Origin of the sequence: Streptomyces sp. NPDC020597 (genome assembly GCF_044335095.1) — a bacterium.
Lineage (GTDB): Bacteria > Actinomycetota > Actinomycetes > Streptomycetales > Streptomycetaceae > Streptomyces.
Genome location: NZ_JBIRUL010000034.1, coordinates 59,300 through 78,793, shown reverse-complemented (window position 1 = coordinate 78,793; position 19,494 = coordinate 59,300). Strand labels below are relative to the sequence as shown.

At 65.7% G+C, this 19,494-nt stretch carries 16 protein-coding genes, 1 tRNA gene and 2 pseudogenes; 14 read left to right on the top strand and 5 right to left on the bottom strand.

Annotated features, from left to right (window positions below; all coding sequences use genetic code 11):
* Positions 1–605 precede the first annotated feature (605 nt).
* The gene (locus ACH4ZA_RS35375) at positions 606–1,310 is read right to left on the bottom strand and encodes a macro domain-containing protein (protein ID WP_398433270.1); all 705 of its coding nucleotides are present in this window, start codon (positions 1,308–1,310) and stop codon (positions 606–608) included.
* A gap of 186 nt (positions 1,311–1,496) precedes the next feature.
* The gene (locus tag ACH4ZA_RS35370) at positions 1,497–2,429 is read right to left on the bottom strand and encodes a toll/interleukin-1 receptor domain-containing protein (RefSeq protein WP_398433269.1); all 933 of its coding nucleotides are present in this window, start codon (positions 2,427–2,429) and stop codon (positions 1,497–1,499) included.
* Between the two features lie 119 nt (positions 2,430–2,548).
* On the opposite strand from ACH4ZA_RS35370, the pseudogene ACH4ZA_RS35365 reads away from it, so the two are divergent.
* The 13 genes and pseudogenes from ACH4ZA_RS35365 (at position 2,549) to ACH4ZA_RS35305 (ending at position 10,870) form a co-directional block, all read left to right on the top strand.
* Positions 2,549–3,403, top strand: a pseudogene (locus tag ACH4ZA_RS35365) (bifunctional DNA primase/polymerase).
* Complete coding sequence (locus ACH4ZA_RS35360; protein WP_398433268.1) at positions 3,400–4,545, top strand: phage/plasmid primase, P4 family; 1,146 nt, start codon at positions 3,400–3,402, stop codon at positions 4,543–4,545. Before ACH4ZA_RS35365 ends, ACH4ZA_RS35360 begins: the two are co-directional and overlap by 4 nt.
* Entirely contained in the window at positions 4,546–4,923 is a 378-nt protein-coding gene (locus ACH4ZA_RS35355; protein WP_398433267.1) for a hypothetical protein, read from the top strand.
* A 121-nt stretch (positions 4,924–5,044) separates the two neighbouring features.
* A complete protein-coding gene (locus ACH4ZA_RS35350; protein WP_398433266.1) occupies positions 5,045–5,248 on the top strand; it encodes a helix-turn-helix transcriptional regulator in 204 nt (67 codons plus the stop codon).
* Between the two features lie 63 nt (positions 5,249–5,311).
* Entirely contained in the window at positions 5,312–5,482 is a 171-nt protein-coding gene (locus ACH4ZA_RS35345) for a hypothetical protein (protein WP_398433265.1), read from the top strand.
* A 3-nt stretch (positions 5,483–5,485) separates the two neighbouring features.
* Positions 5,486–6,726 (top strand): annotated as a pseudogene (locus tag ACH4ZA_RS35340) (tyrosine-type recombinase/integrase).
* A gap of 967 nt (positions 6,727–7,693) precedes the next feature.
* Positions 7,694–8,245, top strand: a complete 552-nt coding sequence (locus tag ACH4ZA_RS35335) for a Uma2 family endonuclease (protein WP_398433264.1) — start codon at positions 7,694–7,696, stop codon at positions 8,243–8,245.
* Between the two features lie 301 nt (positions 8,246–8,546).
* The gene (locus tag ACH4ZA_RS35330; RefSeq protein WP_398433263.1) at positions 8,547–8,792 is read left to right on the top strand and encodes a hypothetical protein; all 246 of its coding nucleotides are present in this window, start codon (positions 8,547–8,549) and stop codon (positions 8,790–8,792) included.
* Between the two features lie 408 nt (positions 8,793–9,200).
* A complete protein-coding gene (locus ACH4ZA_RS35325) occupies positions 9,201–9,554 on the top strand; it encodes a hypothetical protein (RefSeq protein ID WP_398433262.1) in 354 nt (117 codons plus the stop codon).
* The gene (locus tag ACH4ZA_RS35320; protein WP_398433261.1) at positions 9,551–9,763 is read left to right on the top strand and encodes a hypothetical protein; all 213 of its coding nucleotides are present in this window, start codon (positions 9,551–9,553) and stop codon (positions 9,761–9,763) included. Before ACH4ZA_RS35325 ends, ACH4ZA_RS35320 begins: the two co-directional genes overlap by 4 nt.
* Entirely contained in the window at positions 9,760–10,068 is a 309-nt protein-coding gene (locus tag ACH4ZA_RS35315) for a hypothetical protein (protein ID WP_398433260.1), read from the top strand. Before ACH4ZA_RS35320 ends, ACH4ZA_RS35315 begins: the two co-directional genes overlap by 4 nt.
* Positions 10,065–10,655: a hypothetical protein gene (locus ACH4ZA_RS35310; protein WP_398433259.1), complete on the top strand. Its 591-nt coding sequence runs from the start codon at positions 10,065–10,067 to the stop codon at positions 10,653–10,655. The genes ACH4ZA_RS35315 and ACH4ZA_RS35310 overlap by 4 nt, the downstream gene beginning before the upstream one ends.
* Entirely contained in the window at positions 10,652–10,870 is a 219-nt protein-coding gene (locus ACH4ZA_RS35305; protein WP_398433258.1) for a hypothetical protein, read from the top strand. The genes ACH4ZA_RS35310 and ACH4ZA_RS35305 overlap by 4 nt, the downstream gene beginning before the upstream one ends.
* A 468-nt stretch (positions 10,871–11,338) precedes the next feature.
* Here ACH4ZA_RS35305 and ACH4ZA_RS35300 read toward each other — a convergent pair whose 3' ends face one another.
* Positions 11,339–14,335: a DEAD/DEAH box helicase gene (locus ACH4ZA_RS35300; protein ID WP_398433257.1), complete on the bottom strand. Its 2,997-nt coding sequence runs from the start codon at positions 14,333–14,335 to the stop codon at positions 11,339–11,341.
* A gap of 158 nt (positions 14,336–14,493) precedes the next feature.
* Between ACH4ZA_RS35300 and ACH4ZA_RS35295 the strand changes: the two genes are divergently transcribed.
* Complete coding sequence (locus ACH4ZA_RS35295; protein WP_398433256.1) at positions 14,494–17,085, top strand: DEAD/DEAH box helicase; 2,592 nt, start codon at positions 14,494–14,496, stop codon at positions 17,083–17,085.
* 599 nt (positions 17,086–17,684) lie between these two features.
* Here the strand turns inward: ACH4ZA_RS35295 and ACH4ZA_RS35290 are convergent.
* Positions 17,685–17,761, bottom strand: a tRNA-Thr gene (locus tag ACH4ZA_RS35290).
* Between the two features lie 107 nt (positions 17,762–17,868).
* The gene (locus ACH4ZA_RS35285; protein ID WP_398433255.1) at positions 17,869–19,446 is read right to left on the bottom strand and encodes an alpha/beta hydrolase; all 1,578 of its coding nucleotides are present in this window, start codon (positions 19,444–19,446) and stop codon (positions 17,869–17,871) included.
* Between the last annotated feature and the right edge of the window lie 48 nt (positions 19,447–19,494).

Here is a 19,494-nt window from a genome sequence, read left to right as displayed (position 1 = left end):
CCGCCAACGCCAACCACACATCGTCCGCGGCTACTTCGGCGGCCCACACGTCCGCTACACCCTCGAATAGAACCCTTTGAGTTTCGGATCAATAAGGCGACAGACCGAGCCGACTGGCAGCACAGAACAAAAGCCCAGGTCACAGCCCTGTAAACCGAAGGGCCCACTGCCAGTCGGTCCCAGACCTGCGCATTGCGATGCGTAGACCACAGGTGCCCGATCAGCCCGAATTCCAAGGTCACCCAAAACAAGAAACCCCAGGTCAGATGCCTGACCCGGGGTTTATCACAGAGCCGCCTTCGGGATTCGAACCCGAGACCTACGCATTACGAGTTGTCCGATCTTGGTCCGGGGCGTCCGTGGACGTCCAACAACGGGCTGTTATGCCAGTTCAAACCGGTCGCTGGACTTCAGCGAACGACAGCGGAAGTGCCCGGATCGAGGGCGGATTGAGACCACGATTGAGACCACATCCGATCACCCGGCGCGCCGCCCGCCCTACAAGGCCGCTATCCCATTTTGCCGAACAAGATAGTGAGAGCTCCCGGCTTAAGCGCCCTGGACGTCCACGCCTCGCTTAGCGTCCCACCTCCCCATATTCAGCATTATAGCGAGCTGATGAATGCCTGAACTTCATTGAAGTCCACTTCGTCAAAGCCAGAGCGATGAACGACCACTGTTAGCTTTCTTGAAACCAAGGAAACCCGAGACCTAGCCACGAACGAAAGTACGATCATCTTAATCAGGCTCTCGCGTCCAAGGCTTCCCACTTTCGCAAGATCTGAGCCCAGTACAGGAATCGCCACAGGTTCCAAATGGCCATTTGAGGAAAGTGTCGACCAGGCATTATCGAGGCTTCTCCAGAGGTAATCAACACTCGATTGAGCAACTAGGTCATTGCTCATGCGCGAATACGCAACGCCGTAGTATTTAAATTCCCCGCCGGCGATAACAGCAACTGTCCCCAGCGGATAACGGTCGCGCTTACCCCTCGGTTTGCTGGCTTCACTTTCCGACTCAAGTACGGGCGAGCCGCTCAGTGCGACCCTTAGGGCCTCGTCAAGAGCTGCAGTGTCCCCGCGGAAAACTTTTTCGAGAAACTGACCTTGAACGCTTCTGGGAGAGATGATGTCCCCATCTTCAGTCGAGGTATCGAAGACATCCGTGAAGCCGATGATCAGGCCAGATTGCTCAGAAAAAAGATCTCCCACTTTCACGACTACGGAAAAGTCGGGCTGTTTAAAATCTCGACCGACTGATTCGCGAGGGACTGATCGCATTACTGCCCACAGGCAAGAGAGGGCAACCATCCAGATTATCATCCTCCCGCCCTGTAGTTCAGTAGTTGGCCGAACGGCAAGGATCAACTGCAAAATTCCCGCCAACGCGGCGAACGAGAATGAGAAATGTGCACAAAGGAGCATCCACCCTCGCCGAGAACGGAAGGTAGAAATCAAGCGACTCATCGCGACAACCTGAAGTAATGTGCAGGGCGGCTAGAAAGGCGGGTAAGTCGCTTCCTCCGTGCCATCCGGCCTACAAATCGATATTCCGACGTTGTAATCTACGGCCAACTGCGACAGTTCGTCACTTACCTCACGCGCTCTCACAATTCCGTCTTCGGTGCATGTCAACTGCACATGCGCGCCACCAACAAGCATAGCTTTTGTGACGCGTGAGACTCCACCGATCATTTCTCGAGCCATACCCCCCACGCGCTTGGCCCGTTCGGCTCGAGCAGCCTTCACCGCTGAATCTTCTGCATCACTGGTGATTCGCACCTCCTTAGGCTCGTTGATCGTATAGTGGGACGTATTGTTGGTTACCCCAACGCTTCCAATCGACTTTTCAAGAGAGCTAATCCGTGCATGCTGTTCGCGCGCCAATTTGACCAGTTCGTCAAGAATATCGGAAACCTCGCGTTGCGGAGCACCCGCGGACGGGCCCGCGTCTCGAATCAGGGAAAGCGGTGTCGCCAAGTCATCCCAGAATCTGTCGAACATCGTTCGCAGTCGTTCCGATTCGACCTGTGGTTCACATTTGCCGTTGATGGACTTAACCATCGCCCACACATCTTCCTTATGCGAACTGTCAGTCGCCTGGAATTGGGTAAGGGGCCCAGAGGATAGATCCTTTACCTGCATGTCCACAAGGAAGGGAATTAGGGAACTTTCCCCCAACTCGCGCGACAGGGCTCCTGATTCAAAGTTAATCCACGGAGCGTGTTGATTCTCGCGGGTCACACAGACAATGCCGAACTTGCACGCTTGAAGCTCGCCCGCGATTTTGGCAAGTCCCCGCTCTCCCTTCGCAATATCCTGAGATGACACGAATGGAGAGATTGCCTGATTCATGAACGGTAGCCATTCTCGGAGCACTTCCGCGCACTGCTTCGCAGCTTCGCCCGACCAACTGATGAAAATCTGCATGAGCCTGCACCCCTCGGAACGCACCAGTGGGCCTTCATGATGCCCCAAGCTCGCCCCTGGTATCCGTGGTTTCACCGTATGCGATCACTTCGGAACGCCCGCAGCCTGCCCTCGGCAAGCTGCGCATCGCGCTGGAACTCGCCGCGCACGGCGTACCGGCGTTCCCCCTGCGCGCCGGAAAGCGGCCGTTCGGCAACTGCCTCGACTGCAAGAACAGCGCATGCGGCGACCGGCCCCACATGAAGAACGCGGGCCCCTGTCAGTGCCCCGCACCGTGCCACGGATGGGCCGCCGCCACCACAGACGCCCACGTTCTCACCTCCCCCGCATGGGCCGCCGCCTGGCACCGGGCGCACGGCGTCGGCTACCACCCCGGCGGCGCCGGCGTGACCGTCCTCGACCTGGACAACCCCGCCGCCATCGCATGGGCCCGCGCGACGCTGCCCGCCACCCGCACCGTGCCGACCACCCGCGGCGAACACTGGATCTACCGCGGCGTGATGCGCTCCGCCAACGGCGTCCGGCCCGGCGTCGACATCAAGTCGCACATGCAGTACGCCCGTTAGCTCGGTACCGGTGCCGGCCGCATGCTCGAACTCCCTTCGGCCGTGCGCGCCCTGACCGTGAAGGAAGACACCACCCCCGCCGCCGCGACGGTGGTGTCTTCCCTCCCCCGTGGCACCTGGGATCGCCACGCGGCCACCCGGTGCCGCCACAACGAACGCTTCGTCCGTACCGGCCTGGAACGCGGTCTGACCCTCGTACGGGCCCGCGCCGAATCCGGTGCCGGATCTCAGGCGTTCGGCGCCGCGCGGTTCCTCGCCGTACACCACATCACATGCCCCGGACCCTGCGGACTGGCCGCGCTCGGGGAAGAGATCGTGGCCACCGCCGTCGCCGTGGGCGTCCCGGAGACGTACGCCCGCCGCGCGGTCACCAACGGCCTCAACACCGGCCAGGGAGCCACCGCATGATGCAAAGGCCCCACACCCCCGACAGCGGCCCGCAGGACGCCGTACGGCCCGCACCGAGCACGGCCGCAGGCGAGCCGACAGGCGCCGCCCGCAAGGGCGTCCCTTCTGCCCTTCGCCCTGAGCCGCAGCCGGAAGAGCTGCCCGCACCGTCCAACCCGCTCGCCGTCGCCCGCCGTCTGCTGCCGGACTGGCAGACCGAGGACGGACAGCTTGTCTGCCGACGCTGGCGAGCATCGTGGATGCGCTGGACCGGCACGTCGTGGCGCGAGATGGACGAAGCACAGATGCGTGCCCACATGTACACCCGCCTCGAACACGCCACCTACCAGGCACCGGGCAAGGACGGGCAGCCCGAGGAACGCGACTGGGCACCGACGAAACAGAAGATCAACAACCTTCTTGACGCGCTCGGAGCCATCACCCTGCTGCCCACCGACACCGACGCTCCCGCATGGATCGACCGCGACTGCGAGCCGGATGGCGGCCCGATCGTGGCGTGTGAGAACGGACTGCTCCGCATCCGTGACCGCGCACTGCTGCCGCACAGCCCCGGCTTCTTCAACCTCGTATCCGTCCCCTTCACCTACGACCCCACCGCCACCGCACCGACGTGGGAACGCTTCCTAGCCCAGCTCTGGCCCGACGACCCCGACGCCATCCACGCCGTACAGGAATGGTTCGGCTACATCCTGTCCGGCCGCACCGACCAACAGAAGATCCTGCTCATGGTCGGCCCGACGCGTTCCGGCAAAGGCACCATTGCCCGCGTCCTCAAAGAGCTGGTCGGCAAGGAGAATCTTGCGGGCCCCACGCTCGCCGGACTTGGCACGAACTTCGGACTCTCCACCTTGCTGGGCAAGCCGCTCGCGGTCATCTCCGACGCCCGTCTGTCCGGCAACGACAACAGCCAGGTGGTTGAGCGGCTGCTGACGATCTCCGGTGAGGACACGATCGACATCGACCGCAAGTGCCGCGAGCCGTGGACCGGAAAACTGCCCACCCGGCTCATGATCCTCTCCAACGAACTGCCGCACTTCGGCGACTCTTCCGGCGTGATCGCCCGCCGGTTCGTCCTGCTCAACATCACCGTGTCGTGGCTCGGCAAGGAAGACACCACCCTTACCGACAAGCTCGCCGCATAGATGCCTGGCATCCTCAACTGGGCCCTTGACGGACTCGCCCGGCTGGAACGTACCGGTCGGATCACCGAGCCGAAATCCAGTCGTGAAGCGGTCACCACGATGCGCGACACCGCATCCCCCACCAGCGCGTTCTTCCGCGAACGCTGCACCACCGGCCCGACGTGCACCATCCCCGTAGACACGCTGTGTAGCGTTTGGCGGGACTGGGCAGAGGACAACGGCGTCAAGCCCGGCACAAAGCAGGTGTTCGGCCGCAACCTCCTCTCCGTCGTCCCCCAGCTCAACCGCACCCGCCCCCGGGACGCCTACGGCCGACAGGTGGCTATCTACGCCGGCATCACCCTCAGGCCCTCCGAACCACATCAGCCAGAGTCGTGACTCACGGCGACTCAGACCACCCCCGGCACCACGCTCTGAGTCGCGGTGAGTCATGGCTCAGAGCAATGTCACCCCAACCCTGTTCCGGCCCGGAGCCGTCCCGCCACGGAGGTACGCGCCGATGAGTACCGCCATCGAGTCGCCCACCGATCAGTTGCTGTGCACCCCGGAGGAAGCCGCCAAGGTTGTCCGCTTCGGCCGCTCAACCGTCTACGAACTCATGGCCGAAGGGACCTTGATCTACGTCAAGCGCGGTCGTTCGCGCCGCATCCGGCGCAGCGACCTGGAGGCGTACGTCAACGCCCTCGAACCGGTCGCAGCCTGAACACACACACTCACTCGGCTCCGGGCACCGTGCCCGGAGCCGTTCTGTTGCACAGAGGAGCACATGAGCCCCCGCCCCAAGAAGCCGAACATGGAGTCGTCCGTCTACGAGGGCAAGGATGGTTGGTGGCACGGACGCGTCACCATGGGCGTGAAGGACGACGGTAGCCCCGACCGGCGCCACCGCCGGGCCCGGACGGAAACCGAAGTGAAGCGCAAGGTCCGCGAGTTGTAAGACCTGCGGGACAAGGCACGCGCCCCCAAGGCAGGGCGGAAGGCGACCGTAGAACAGTGGATGACCACCTACCTGACCGACATCGCTTCCCTGAAGCTCAAGCCCCGCTCTTTGGATGACTACTGGTCCAAGACCAGGAACGACATCGTGCCCGGCATCGGCAAACACCGTCTCGACAAGCTTCAGCCGGAGCACCTGGAACGGATGTACCGCGTCATGCTCGACGAGGGCCACGCGCCCTCACACGTGCTGAAGGTGCACCGCATCCTGTCCCGCGCCCTGAAAATCGCTCACCGCCGGCGCCTCGTTGTCGAGAACGTGGCCAGCCTCGTTGACCCGCCCACGGTCGACGAGACAGAGGCGAACCCGTTCACGACGGAAGAGGCAAAGGCGTTCTTGAAGGCCGCCGCGAAGCGCCCCACGTTCATGCGGTGGTGCGTCGGTGTCGGCATGGGGTTCCGGCAGGGCGAGACCCTCGGTCTGAGGTGGCCATACGTCGACTTCGACAGCGAACTCTTCCGCCCGGAGTGGCAGCTTCAGCGGCTGACGTGGCGGCACGGCTGCGAGGACCCGCGCGCGTGCGGCGCCAAGTTCCACCGGTCGAGCCGTGCCCGCCGGACTGCCGGGCCCACAAGGGCTACAAGCGCGGTTGCCCGCAGCCGTGCCCGGAGGGCTGCACACGCCACGCCCGCGCGTGCCCCGACCGCAAGGGCGGCGGTCTGGTCTTCACCCGCCCCAAGACCAAGAAGAGCCGGAACGCCGTACCCATCCCGCCCCCGTTCATCCCCTACCCACGCGAGCACAAGGCACAGCAGCAGGAAGCGCGCGAGGCGGCCGGCGCCGCGTGGGAGGAAAACAAGCTGGTCTTCACCCGCCCGGACGGCCGTCCCCTCGACTCCCGGCAGGACTGGGAAGAGTTCAAGGAACTGTTGGCGGAAGCCGGGATCGACGACCGCCGCCTGTACGACGGGAGCCGCCACACCGCCGGCACGATCCTCAACGAACTCGGGGTGGACATGCCCACGATCATGGAGATCCTCCGGCACACCCAGATCAGCCAGACCCGCCGGTACGTGAAGGGGCGCTCACACCTGTCGAAGGACGCCATGCGTCGCATGGGCGACACCTTCATGCCCGCCCCGGAGCCTCAGCCGGAACCCCGCCCCGAACCGCCCGTTGAGACCAGAAATGAGACCAGGGACAGCCGCACGGCCCGCGCGCAGCGTCGCCGCCGCATCCGCTGAACGAGAAAGCCCAGCTCAGACACTGTCTGGGCTGGGCTTAGGAAGAGCCGCCTTCGGGATTCGAACCCGAGACCTACGCATTACGAGACCGTGAGCGTTCGTGTTGCCGGGTACTGCGTGATGCCGCCGAGTGATGTCGTACCTGATCAGAGCACTTGCGGCAGGTTGCCCTCTGTTACTTCATGCTGCCCCGTCCAAAGGCGTCCGGCCACCGAGCGGCCACCGGATCGGGTACTCCCGAAGCAGCGGGTCTCGAATCGTCGAGTTGTCCGACTCGGACAAAGCCCCCCATCCACTGGACATCAAGGCTCCGCCACTGACCACTCCAGCCGTAGTTCGTGATCTTGATGTGAGGGATACGGTTCGCCTCCGGTAGTGACTGGTGCGTCATCGTGTCTGGTGGGCGGCCGCGCCAGTCGGACCAGGCAAGTGAGTGGGCCGTGTCGCGGGCGGGCCGGACGACGAGCGCGATAAGCAGGCGGCAGATCTCGTCGCAGGACAAACGGGATCACGTCGTCCGGCGTGGGCCGGTGTGCGTGTTCGTCGGCGCGGACGACGGCGAGGAAGGCGTGGGCCGGCATCGCGAGGGTGACCCGGCGGGCCCAGGCGGGTCAGCGGCGGACCTGGTGCTCATCCAGCCCGCCCGGCCCTGGTGACGACTGAGGCCGCCAGCTGCCGTTGTGCCTGATCGAACCACATGCGTCGTACCGGACGCCGGTACCTCGTACCGCAACATCCAAAGGCGTCCGGCCACCCCATCGCAACCCGGAAGGTGCCCACCGCCCCTGGAAGTCACCCAACGCCAACTGTTGGGTCCGAACACCTACGGGCCCAGCTCACGCCCCGCGTCACGGCGTCCGCTCGTGCGGACCGGTTCCCCTCTGTGGTGCGCGCACGCCACGGAAGTCCACCCGTGGGACGGCTCTGTCCGCCGTATCATGACGGCACACGGGAAGGAGCACCGTCCATGAGTGTCGACGCGATCACGCACACCGAGTTCCCCGCGGGATACGTGGTGTTCTTCGGCTCCGACGGAAAGATCATCATGACCCCGCAGAGCGAAGAGCACTCCAGCACGATCAGGTCGATGCAGATCGACTCTCTCGCCCTCGGCCGTCACGCGAAGGTCACCTCGGACGTCTACATCGACTTCCCCGCCGACGAGAATTCCGCCCCCGACCTTGCCATCCTGCGCGAGGACGCGCGCAAGGAGGGCAAGCGCTACAGCTTCGAGGACGTCCTGTTGATCTCGGAGGTCGTCTCCACCTCCTCGGCACGCAAGGACTACGACGACTGCACCGCGAAGTACGGCCGGTACGGCATCCCCGTCTACCTCGTCGTGGATCCCTACGCCCGGGAAGTCGTCCTGCACACCGAGCCCACCTCCAGTGGCTACAGCACCGCCCACACCCGCGCATACGGCACAGGAAAGCTCCCCATCCCCTTGGCCGACGGCCGCACCTTCACCCTCGACCTCGACGAACTCCCCCTGCCGGACCCGGAACCCGACACTCACTGAGTCTGAGAAAACGCGCCCCGAAGCAGGAAGAAGCCCGGCAGCCGGTCGGCGAGGGCACGATCATCGAACCCGCGACTGAAGAGCTCCACGCATTGGGGTGCCCAGGGTTTGGTGATCACTCCACTCCCGGGGTTTCCCTGTCCTTCCCGCCCCATTCTGGCCCCAGGAAAGCCCGGCGGCGAGCTGGGCCGGGCCCCGTCGGGCGGGACACCAGTTCTGGACCCGGTGGCAAAAGGCCGTCCAGCGCACCGACCTTGCGACGCGAAGACGCTCTTCTCACATCTCCCGCACCGTTCATCCGGTGCGGGGCAAGATCGGCACCATCACCGACGTGGTCCGCTCCGTCGTCGCCCCCGCCGCCCTCATCGCCGACCAAGCCGAGACCGCAATCGTCGAGGTCCCGAACCCGGTCGGCCTGGACGAGGTCGACGCGATCCCCCTGGTCGAGCAGATCGAGGCGCCGCCCGCGAGTACAAGCGCGCCGCCGACCAGGCCCGCCGCACTGACCGCGGCGAGCGCGCCGCGAAGAAGGTCCACGACAAGCTGACCGCCGGCACCTACGGCACATGGCACGTCTTCCGCACCCCGTCCTCGCGGTAGGCTCCGGACCTCGCCGAGATCACCCGCATCTTCAAGGCCCACGGCCTCGGCCCCGTCTCGATGAAGGCCTGCGCCCCGAGCCTCGGGTCGAGCTCGCCGAGGCCGCACCGGTCGACGTCGATACCGCGGTCCTCGTCGCGGCCTAGCAGCCACCCAAGATCCCCAAAAAGGCGCATTTTACGCGCTTCGTAGCAGGGCGGTAATCGGTCTCGGGGGCAGCGTCCCCCGAACGGAGAAGGAGGCCTGTTCCGCCCTCGCCAGGGCGACTACCACCGAAAGCAGAACGCCCTCGGCCGGTGGTTACGTCAACGGTCCCGAGGTCTGGACCCAACTCCTGCATCGAAGGAGCAAGACCATGGCGAAAACAGCAACAAGCGTTACTCCCGTCGGCGTCACCAAGCACCTAGCTTCTCTGCCTCCACAGCCCGAAGCCCTCAATTTCGACGCAGAAATGCAGGCCCGTGTCGAGCAGGACTCCGCCCGCTTCATGGCTGCCATCAACGACCCCACCACCGTGTTCGAGGTGCTCACCGCTGCGCATGGCATCCAGGTCGTGGAGTTGGAAGGTCCATTCGACGGCCTGTACGGGCACTACCTGCGGCACAAGGACGCCACCCGTCTCCTCGTTGTCCCCGCCGGACAGGCTCCCTCCACCCGCCTGTGGGCCGCACGCGCCCTCCTCGCCCACCAGGGCGTGATGCCGGTATGACCTTCTCCGACTTCGACAAGGCCACCGCCGCCATCCCCACCGCGTTCCTCGACCGGCTCGCCGCCGTCCTCCCCGGGGCGGTCGACAAGGTGACGCGGAAGGCCCTCCCGGACCTGTACACCCCGGAGAAGGCCAAGGAACTCGCAGGCGACATCTTCCTCCGCCTCCGCCAGCTGTACACCGACAAGGCTACGGAGGTGACACTGTGACCGTCTCAGCCACGAAGCGGTCCGCCGACCACCTGATGGACACCCCCCTGCCCGTGCTCATCAACGAGTTGGGCGTCACCCTCACCGACTCCCCGATCACCGACCGGGCGTTCTTCGGCGCCGCCATCGTCCAGCGCAAGACGGGTGAGCTGCGGCTCACCATGCCGACCGGGCGCAGCGAACTGGAGCACGACACCGTCGCCCGGTACCTGCTCGCCCAGGCGCTCGGGGTACCGGTGCCTGGCATGCCAGCGCCGTTCGTCACGACCCGTATCCCCGCCAAGCAGACCGAGGTGACGCTGTGACCGCCACGATCCCCCTCGACCTCACCCTCACGGTCCGACGCGGAACCACCTCCCCCGGCAAGGCCGCCGACATCCGCGACCTCAGCCCCGCCGACGGCACCGCCACCCTCGTCTACGACAGGCACCTCGCCAACCCCGGCACCGCCGTCTGGCTCGCCCGCATCTCGCTGCGCCGGCACGGGTACGCCGTCCGCGAGGTGATCCTCGACGGCATGGGCCCGGGCATCACCGCCCTGTTCCGGGAAGCGTCCCGGCTCCGCCTGGACGTCCACCTGGGCAGCGGCAAAGGCACTCCCAGGGTCGTCACCTACGACGACAGCCCGGCCGCGTACCAGGTCCCGGCTGGCTGGGACCTGGCGGACGCCACCGACCGGCTGCCCGCCGCGCATGCGGCGGCTCGCCCCCACGTTGTCCGCGTACTGCGCGCCATCGACGTAGAGAAGGAGGACCACGGCGGGCGTATCGACAGGGCCCTCGACGTGGCAGCCGGGATGATCCTGGAGACCGGGGACCCCGACCAGGTGTGGGACACGCTCACCCGTGTCCTCTGCGAGACCGGGTCCGAGCGGGCGGAGGTGTCGGCATGACTACCGCCGTCAACGCTGACGCCGCCCGCATCATCGGGCGACTCCGGGAAGGGCACGCCGCGATGAACGCGGCTGGGCTCGGCAGCCCCGCGCTGGACGACTTCAACAACCTGCTCACCGAAGTGATCGCCGAGGCTCCCGACCCGAAGTTCCGTCTCCACGAGATCGTCGAGCTCCTCGCCCGAGAACGCGGCATGACTGCCAAGTCTGCCTGAGCGGCACCCCGTAGTGGCCCCGGGCTCAGCGACTCCACCGCTGGCCCAGGGCCTGGGACTCGACCATTCACCAACAAGGAGTCAGACCTTGTGCAGGCCAGTACCCACCTCTTGGAGCACGGCGAGGCCGAGGGATGGTGGCACTGGGAGGAAGGGTGCGTCACCAGCGCCTGGCGAGCCACTGCCACTACCTGACTGCCGTGGTGGCGCTGATCGTCTCCCTCTGATGCCACTCGCTCAGCCGCGGTTGCCGTCCGCCCATTCGTCGCTGTTCCACATGACGGACATGGCTCCGCCGGGTTCGAACCGGATGCCCGGGTTGTCGCTCTGCCCTCACCAGGCTCCGAGCCCTGCCGAGTGCGCCTTCGCCGAACTCGGGCGCTGGCAGGTGCTCGGCTAGCTGCGAGTCAGCCCGAACCGCATTACCTCCGCGCTCACGCCCTCCTCGTGATCACATAAAAGCGATCTTCACTCGAAAGACGGTAGGTCGGAAACGCTCAGTACGAGCGCCGCGGTGACGATTTGCGGTGGCTTTGTCGACATCAGCTGCTGCTGGTCGAGCAGTGCGAGACGCTTCCGAAGCCGTACATCGAGCTCGACAGCCTTGCGGTGGAGGCTCTCGGAGGACTCCTTGGGCTTCTCGCCCCTCCGTTCCTTCTCGGAGGCCGCCGCACCATCGAGGAGCAGCCGCTCGCTCTCAGAGGTCAGGCGCTTGGTCACCAATTCCCGGGTCTTGATCAGCTCTGCCAGGCGACGGGGCTGGACCTCGGCCAGGTATTCGGGAAGCTGGTTGGCGATGATCCAGCTGGTTGCCTTGTCTTCGGCGTCTGCGAGCCAGGGAAGTCCGCATGCGATGTCGGTCGCCGCGCCGTTGGGCGCCGCGGCGCAGTCGAGGTAGGGGGCGGGGCCGGCCGGGTGCACGGTGCCGTGGCTGTCGACGTAGGCGTAGGCGAAACGTCGGGCCACCGACTCACCCGTGGCGTCCGCGACCTCTTCGACGACCCCGACGAGGAGATGCGGTTCTTCCAGGGTGGCCGATACGAGGACGGTGCCCTGGTTCAGGGCACCCCCGAAGTTCCGGATGGTTTCGTCCATGACGGCGTCGTGCAGCGGGTGGCCGGGGGCGAGCAGGTCGGCGCCGGCACGGTCGTCAGGCTGGACGTGGTTGTGGTCGAAGGTGACGCGGTCGTACTTGGTGGCAATCGGTCCGTTGCCTGCCGAGCGGATGTGCTGGGGCACGTTGGCTATCTCGTAGTGACCCTGTTCGCGCTTGACGATCCTGCCGCCGAGCCGGGTGAAGGCGTCCTTGAAGGTCGATTCGATGTAGTGCGGCTGAAGACGTCGAGAGCGGGCTTCGTCCATCGTGGCGCGCAGAGCACGAAGATCGGCATCCGAGAGGTGCTCCGAAGCGAGCGCACGCTCGTCCAGAAGGCTCTTGAGGCCGTCTCCGACGGTAGTGTCGATAACTTCGTGCATCCTTTCCTTGACATGTGGCTGCTCACCGTACTGGATGGCATCGAGCAGCAAGTCTCGCAGCGGGGTCTCGGCGAACGCCTCTCCCAGAACATCGAAGACCTTCCCGCCGTACGTCTCGCGCATCTGGTCGAGCTTCTCCAGCAGGCGCGTAAATACCTCGCCCTCACGGGTGTTGGAGGCGACGAGGTTCCAGAGCCGGCAGACCTCCTCCTGCCCGATGCGGTGGATGCGACCGAAGCGCTGCTCGATGCGGTTGGGGTTCCAGGGCAGGTCGTAGTTGACCATCAAGTGTGCGGCCTGCAGGTTGAGTCCCTCGCCGGCGGCGTCGGTGGCCAGCAGGATCTGAACCTCGCGGTTCTTGGTGAACTCCTCGGTGATCTGGCGCCGTTCGACCCGGCGTACGCCGCCGTGTATAGCCTTGACGGCATCGGGCTTGCTCAGGAGCGACCCGATCTTGCCCTGCAGATAGTGCAGGGTGTCGCGGTGCTCAGTGAAGATGATGAGTTTCCGAGGCTGGCCGTTGGCGTCTGTCACCAGCGCGTAGTCCCGGAGGAGGGCGGACAGCTCGGTCCACTTGCGGTCCGTACCTGCCTCTCGGACCCGCTGCGCCGTCTTCACCAACGCCCTCAGCTCGATGAGCTCGACGTTGAGCTCATCGACCGTCTGGGCCGCCGTCGCGGCATCGAGCAGTTCCTCCTCAGTATCCTCGATCTCTTCGGCATTGAAGTCGCCATTGTCGAAGTCGGCGAGGTCGATGGTGGGCATGCTCTCGCGATAGGTACCGTTGAGAATCTCCTGCTTCTTACGTTCCAGGCGCTCGGTGCGCCGCACGAGGCTCTTGTAGATCGCCTCGGGGCTGGAGGCCAGGCGTCGCTGCAGAACGGTCAGTGCGAAACCGACAGTGTTCTTGCGTTTGCCACCGATGCGGTCGGCGCGGTTCATCCCCTCACGGACATAGTGGGTGACGTCCTCGTAGAGGTCGTACTCGAGTGCCGTGAGTTCGTAGGGGACGGTCTCTGCAATGCGCTCGGGGAAGAGCTTCCTGCCCTCGAAGGTGAGCAGGTCTTCCTTGATCATGCGCCGCATGATCCCGCTGACGTCGACGCTCCTCTTCTGCCTGCCCTCGAACCGGTCACGGTCCAGCAGGGTGAGGAAGAGCTGGAAGTCCTCCTCCTTTCCCGAGTGCGGCGTCGCTGTCATCAGGAGCAGGTGGCGAGTGATCTCGCCGAGCATCTCGCCTAGCTGGAACCGTTTCGTCCTCTCCACCTTGCCACCGAAGTAGTGGCCACCCATGCGGTGCGCCTCGTCAACGACGATCAGGTCCCACTCCGTCTCCTGAAGCTGCGCCTTCAGGTGCTCGTTACGAGAGAGCTGGTCCATGCGGGCGATCAGAAGCGGGTTGGTCTCGAAGACGTTGAGATGGAGCTGGGAGTCGATGAACTGGTTCGTGAGCAGGTCGAAGCGGAGGCCGAACTTGAAGAAGAGCTCGTCCTGCCACTGATCGACCAGGCCTCCCGGAGCCACGATGAGGCACCGCTTGACGTCATCGCGCAGCAGGAGCTCCTTGATGTAGAGCCCAGCCATGATCGTCTTTCCAGCGCCCGGATCGTCGGCGAGCAGGAAGCGCAGCGGTGTACGGGGCATAAGCTCGCCGTACACGGCGCGGATCTGGTGCGGGAGCGGCTGAACGTCACTGGTCGCCACGGCGAGCATCGGGTCGAACAGACCGGCCAGTGAGATCCGCTGAGCCTCGGCGACCAGCTTGAAGTCACTTGTGTTCGCGTCGAAGGCGCGGCTGCCGCCGCGGGCGACGCTCAGCTTGTCCTCGTCCTTGCGGAAGACGACCCGCTGGTCGAGGCCGCGTGCGGCGGTCTTGTAGGTCAGCTCGAGCGCGTTCGCACCGTGCCACTGGGCGGCGATGACCGTGACTGCCTCCGCCGGTATGAGTCCGTCGATCCGCAGCCCCGGCTTGAGCTCCTCGAGCAGCACGTACACAACCTCCTGCTTGGCGGCCTGCGAACGCTACTCGGACGTTCCGGCGATTTCCTGATCCCGTCGACTTCGTCAACCGGGGTCGCTAATCTTCCCAGAGGTCATGCGAGTCGGCGGGGGCAATGGAGCGAGAAGCACGTCAGCACCTGCGTGGTGTGGTGGAGGAGATCAGCGGGTGGCGCAAGCTCGCGGTGGGGATCGTCGAGCAACGTGAGACCGTCGAGGCAGCGGCGGAAGACGCCGCCAGGCAGTTCCTTGGCCGCGTGGCCTCACTCGGGACCGGAACGACCACCACCGCATGGCGCGTACTTCAGGTCTCGCCGTCCGATGTCGACCTGGTGACCTCCCTGGCCTGCCGTCAGGCTCTTCCGGCGCTCACGACGAATGCCCAGCAGGGCATCCAGCAGTTGACCAACGATGTCGGCCGGGCGTTGACGGCCGTCCGGGCGCTGTTCGGTGCCCGCCGAATATTGTCGGGCAAAAGCCGCAAGGATGAAGCAGAGCAGGCTGCGGCATACCTGATATCCCTCCACGGGCGGGCTACGAGCACCCCACTGGTAACCGAGTTGGTAAGCCTTGGAGCACGGGACAGGAAGGCTGTCCCCGCAATCGGGCTCTCGGCCATCCTCGATGACACGGTCGGCTTCGCCCAGCTCCTCGGCGGCCGAGCCGAACTCGTCGGGCGGCATGAACTGGATGTCGCCAAGACCGCTATCAGCGCGATCGATCAGGCCCTGCAGCGCGAGGACCAGTTCAGAACGGCAGTCACTGCCGCCGGCAATGCCGTCCGACAGGCCGAGGCTCGCAAGCTGGTCGCCGAAATGCCCGTCGAGCGGCTCAAGGACGCAACCAGCGGCCAACTGCGCATCACGGCTCTGACCGATGCCGGGATTAGGAACGTGCAGCAGGTTCTCGACCAGAAATCACGGATTCGATCGCTCCCCGGAGTCGGTGAGACGACGGGCAAGCGGATGGTCGGCGCCGCACGGACCATCTGGCAGACCACTCTGGACGAGATGCCGGTCCGAATCGACATCAGGAACCGATCCCGCGACACCACGAAGCTCCTCACGGCGATGCGGGCTTGGGACGCGGCACGCTCGATCCGCAGCGCGACAGCCGACCTCACTGCCGCCGACGCGGTTCGGCCGCTCCTCCAAAGCCTTGATTCCCAGACCTCCCACGTGGTTCTCGTCCCCCAGGCTCGAACCGTCGCCGAGTTGCGTACCGCACTGGCGGCCGTCGAGCGCCGCGGGGCGAAGCTCAACGGCGGGGACGACGCCGCAGGCGGTGATCCTTGGGAGGATTTCATCGCCCGCCCGGCCGACTACTACGCGATGCTCGCGGAGCTCGGATTCCTGGCTGACGACGCCGAAAAGAGTCACGGCGATCTACCGACCGAAATCGTCGAGGCGGTCAGGGAACTCAAGCTCGACACCAGCCACCTGAAGGCGTCCCTTCGTGGATACCAGTCGTTCGGTGCCCGCTTCGCAATCGTGCAACGGAAGGTCATCATCGGCGATGAGATGGGTCTGGGAAAGACGGTCGAGTCACTCGCCGTACTCGCCCACTTGCGCGCCAAAGGCTCCTCCCACTTCCTGGTCGTGTGCCCAGCCGCTGTCGTGACCAACTGGGTGCGCGAAGTCCAGGCCAAGTCCGATCTGCGCGCGTATCGCCTGCACGGGCCCGGTCGCGACGACGCGCTGAAGTCCTGGATCCGCAACGGTGGAGTCGCGGTCACCACCTACGACATCCTCGGTTGGCTGGAAGGCCGGATCCCCGAACGCGCCGAACTTGCGTGCCTGGTGTTCGACGAAGCGCACTACATCAAGAATCCGGACGCCCAGCGAACCCGGCGATCCACGGCCCTGATCAAGAGCTCGGAGCGAGCGATCCTACTGACCGGCACCCCGCTGGAGAACCGGATCGAGGAATTCCGCAATCTCGTCGGCTACCTCCGGCCAGACCTGTCGATCAGTGCCTCGGAAATCGCTCCTCGCCAGTTCCGGAAGCAGGTGGCACCGGCCTACCTGCGGCGCAATCAGGAAGACGTCCTCACCGAGCTCCCGGAGCGGTTCGAAGTCGACGAGTGGATGCCGATGTCCAGCGCCGACGAGCAGCACTACCGAGCGGCTGTCATCGAAGGCAACTTCATGGCCATGCGCCAGGCCGCGCTACGCGCCGGCGCGAAGTCCGAGAAGATGCAACGCCTCATCGACATCGTCCAGGAGGCAGAGGACAACGAGCGCAAGGTGCTGGTCTTCTCGTACTTCCGTGACGTCCTCGATGCAGTGGCGTCGGTCCTTCCGGGGAAGGTGTTCGGGCCCCTTACCGGCTCTGTTCCCGCCGCGAAGCGACAGAGCATGGTTGATGAATTCTCCCGAGCCCGCCACGGGGCAGTCCTCGTCGCACAGATCGTGGCAGGCGGCGTCGGTCTGAACATTCAGTCAGCATCGGTCGTCGTTATCTGCGAGCCCCAGCTCAAGCCGACGACCGAATGGCAAGCCATCGGCCGCTCCCACAGGATGGGGCAGCTGGAGTCGGTACAAGTGCACCGCCTGCTCTCCGAACAAGGCGTCGACCAGCGCATCATTGAGATCCTGGCGCGCAAGAACCAACTCTTCGCGGAGTTTGCCCGCGTCTCCGAAACCGCCGACAGCGCCCCGGAAGCGTTCGACATCACGGATGCTGAGCTGGCACGGGAGATCGTGGCGGCCGAACGCGAGCGCCTACTCGCGGGCGGCTGAAGCACGCGAGGCACGGATTCTGATCACGAATGATCAGATGTAGTCACGCTATACGAGTCGCGGCCCGGGGCGACGATCGTGTCGATCGCCACGGACCCGGGCATCAACGCGGAGACGGTCCGGACGTGGGATTCGGGCAGCCAGCAAGGCCACGCCGAGGGCGGTGACCCCGGCTCCTGCTGCGGCGAAGCCGACGCTGGAGGCGGAGATTGAGGCCCTGCGCCGCAAGATCCGCGTGCTCGAGGAGGAGCTCGACACCTTGCACCCGACGGCCAGGTATTCGGAACGCGCGATTGTCGGGCTGGCACAACAGCCGTTCCCGCGAGTGCCTCCAGTCGCGCGGCCGAGCAGGAGCCGATCTGCACAGTGGCTGCACGCTCGGCCACCAAGTGGCCACCACATCATTCCGAACAGGCCGAGGCGGATCGACAGTGAGCAGTAAAGGCCAGTTCACAGCCTTACAGGGCGGAATCAATACCGACCACCCACCCCGGACCTACGCATTACGATGCGTAGACCACGAATGTCCGATTAGCTCGAATTCCAAGGTCAACGAAGCAAAGAAACCCCAGGTCAGAGGCCCGACCTGGGGTTCACCATGGAGCCGCCTTCGGGATTCGAACCCGAGACCTACGCATTACGAGTGCGTTGCTCTGGCCATCTGAGCTAAGGCGGCGCGCTGTCCACACCATGGTGCGATCAGCAACGTCGGTAAGTCTACACAGTTTCCGGGGGTGCTCCGCACCGCCTCCGGGGGTGCGGGGCGCGGAGCCCGCCGAGGGGCTATGAGCAGCGCTTTCCCTTCGCCGGAGGCGTCCCGTCGAGCAGATAGGCGTTGATCGCGGAGTCGATGCAGGCGCTGCCGCGGCCGTACGCGGTGTGTCCGTCGCCCTGGTACGTGAGGAGGCGGGCGGAGGCGAGCTGGCGGGAGAGGGACACCGCCCAGGGGTAGGGGGTCGCCGGGTCGCGGGTGGTGCCGACGACGACGATCGGCGCGGCGCCCCTCGCCTCGATGCGCTGCGGCTCACCGGTGGGCGCCACCGGCCAGTACGTGCAGTTCAGGGAGGCCCAGGCGAGGCCCTGGCCGAAGACCGGGGACGCCTTCTCGAAGGCCGGCAGAGCCTTCTCCACCTGCTCCGGAGTGGAGAACGCGGCGGGAAGGTCCAGGCAGTTCACTGCGGCGTTGGCGGCCATCAGGTTGGCATAGCGGCCCTCGGCGTCGCGCTCGTAGTAGGCGTCGGAGAGGATGAGCAGCCCCGCGCCGTCGCCCTCCTTCATGGCCGAGGCCAGCGCCTCGCGCAACTGCTCCCACGTGCTCTCGTCGTACATCGCGGCGATCACACCGGTGGTGGCGAGGGCCTCGCCGAGCCTGCGGCCGTCCGGGTCTCCGGCGGGGAGGGGGTGTGCGTCGAGCTTGCGGAAGAAGGCCTTCAGGTTCTCGCCGACCTCGGCGGGAGGGGCGCCCTTCGCGGCGAGCGGGCAGTCGGGCCGTCGCACGCAGTCCTTCGCGAACGACCGGAACGCCGTCTCGAACCCGGCCGTCTGGTCCAGGTTCAGCCGGCGGGCGGGCAGCGCCGGATCCATCGCACCGTCGAGGACGAGCCTGCCCACCCGGTTCGGGAACAGGCCCGCGTACGTCGCCCCGAGGAACGTCCCGTAGGACGCCCCCACGTACGTCAGCTTCCCGTCGCCCAGGATCGCGCGCAGGATGTCCATGTCCCGGGCCGCCCCGACGGTGGAGACGTGCCGCAGCAGCCGTGTCGACCGCGCGCCACAGGCTTCCGCGAACTTCTTGTACGCGCCGACGAGTTCTTCCCTCTCCCGCCGGTCGTCGGGGGTGGTGTCCGTCTGCGTGTACGCGTCCATCTCGGGTCCGTCGAGGCACTCCACGGGCTCGCTGCGGGCCACGCCTCTGGGGTCGACGGCGACCATGTCGTAGCGGGCGCGGACGGCGGCGGGATAGCCGATGCCGGCGTACTGCTGGAGGTAGCCGACCGCCGAACCGCCCGGCCCGCCCGGGTTCACCAGCAGCGAGCCGAGGCGCTTGCCCGGGCCCGTCGCCTTCTTGCGGGCGACCGCGAGCCGGACATCGCCCGCGCCCGGCTCGGCGTAGTCGAGCGGCGCCTTCATCGTGGCGCACTGGAAACCGGGGACACCGCAGTCGCGCCAGCTCGGCTTCTGCGCGTAGTACGGCGCGAGTGCCGACGGCGTGGCCCGCGGGAGCGCGGCGAGCGCCGCCCTCGCCGTCGAACCGGCGGTGCCCGTCGGCTTCCCGCCGGAGCAACCGGAGACGAGCAGCGCGGCGAGCGACACAAGGGTGACGCCGGTACGGGACCTGCGGAGAGAACGCCTGATGTCCATCCGACGAGCGTAACTGTGAGCGACGAGTCACACGCTCTGCGTACATCA

Excerpts from the sequence above, each read along its gene's own strand:
- ACH4ZA_RS35285 (WP_398433255.1), bottom strand. The coding sequence starts at position 19,446 with ATGGACATCAGGCGTTCTCTCCGCAGGTCCCGTACCGGCGTCACCCTT.
- ACH4ZA_RS35305 (WP_398433258.1), top strand. The coding sequence starts at position 10,652 with ATGACTACCGCCGTCAACGCTGACGCCGCCCGCATCATCGGGCGACTC.
- ACH4ZA_RS35370 (WP_398433269.1), bottom strand. The coding sequence starts at position 2,429 with ATGCAGATTTTCATCAGTTGGTCGGGCGAAGCTGCGAAGCAGTGCGCG.
- ACH4ZA_RS35355 (WP_398433267.1), top strand. The coding sequence starts at position 4,546 with ATGCCTGGCATCCTCAACTGGGCCCTTGACGGACTCGCCCGGCTGGAA.
- ACH4ZA_RS35375 (WP_398433270.1), bottom strand. The coding sequence starts at position 1,310 with ATGGTTGCCCTCTCTTGCCTGTGGGCAGTAATGCGATCAGTCCCTCGC.
- ACH4ZA_RS35360 (WP_398433268.1), top strand. The coding sequence starts at position 3,400 with ATGATGCAAAGGCCCCACACCCCCGACAGCGGCCCGCAGGACGCCGTA.
- ACH4ZA_RS35320 (WP_398433261.1), top strand. The coding sequence starts at position 9,551 with ATGACCTTCTCCGACTTCGACAAGGCCACCGCCGCCATCCCCACCGCG.
- ACH4ZA_RS35350 (WP_398433266.1), top strand. The coding sequence starts at position 5,045 with ATGAGTACCGCCATCGAGTCGCCCACCGATCAGTTGCTGTGCACCCCG.
- ACH4ZA_RS35345 (WP_398433265.1), top strand. The coding sequence starts at position 5,312 with ATGAGCCCCCGCCCCAAGAAGCCGAACATGGAGTCGTCCGTCTACGAG.
- ACH4ZA_RS35335 (WP_398433264.1), top strand. The coding sequence starts at position 7,694 with ATGAGTGTCGACGCGATCACGCACACCGAGTTCCCCGCGGGATACGTG.
- ACH4ZA_RS35325 (WP_398433262.1), top strand. The coding sequence starts at position 9,201 with ATGGCGAAAACAGCAACAAGCGTTACTCCCGTCGGCGTCACCAAGCAC.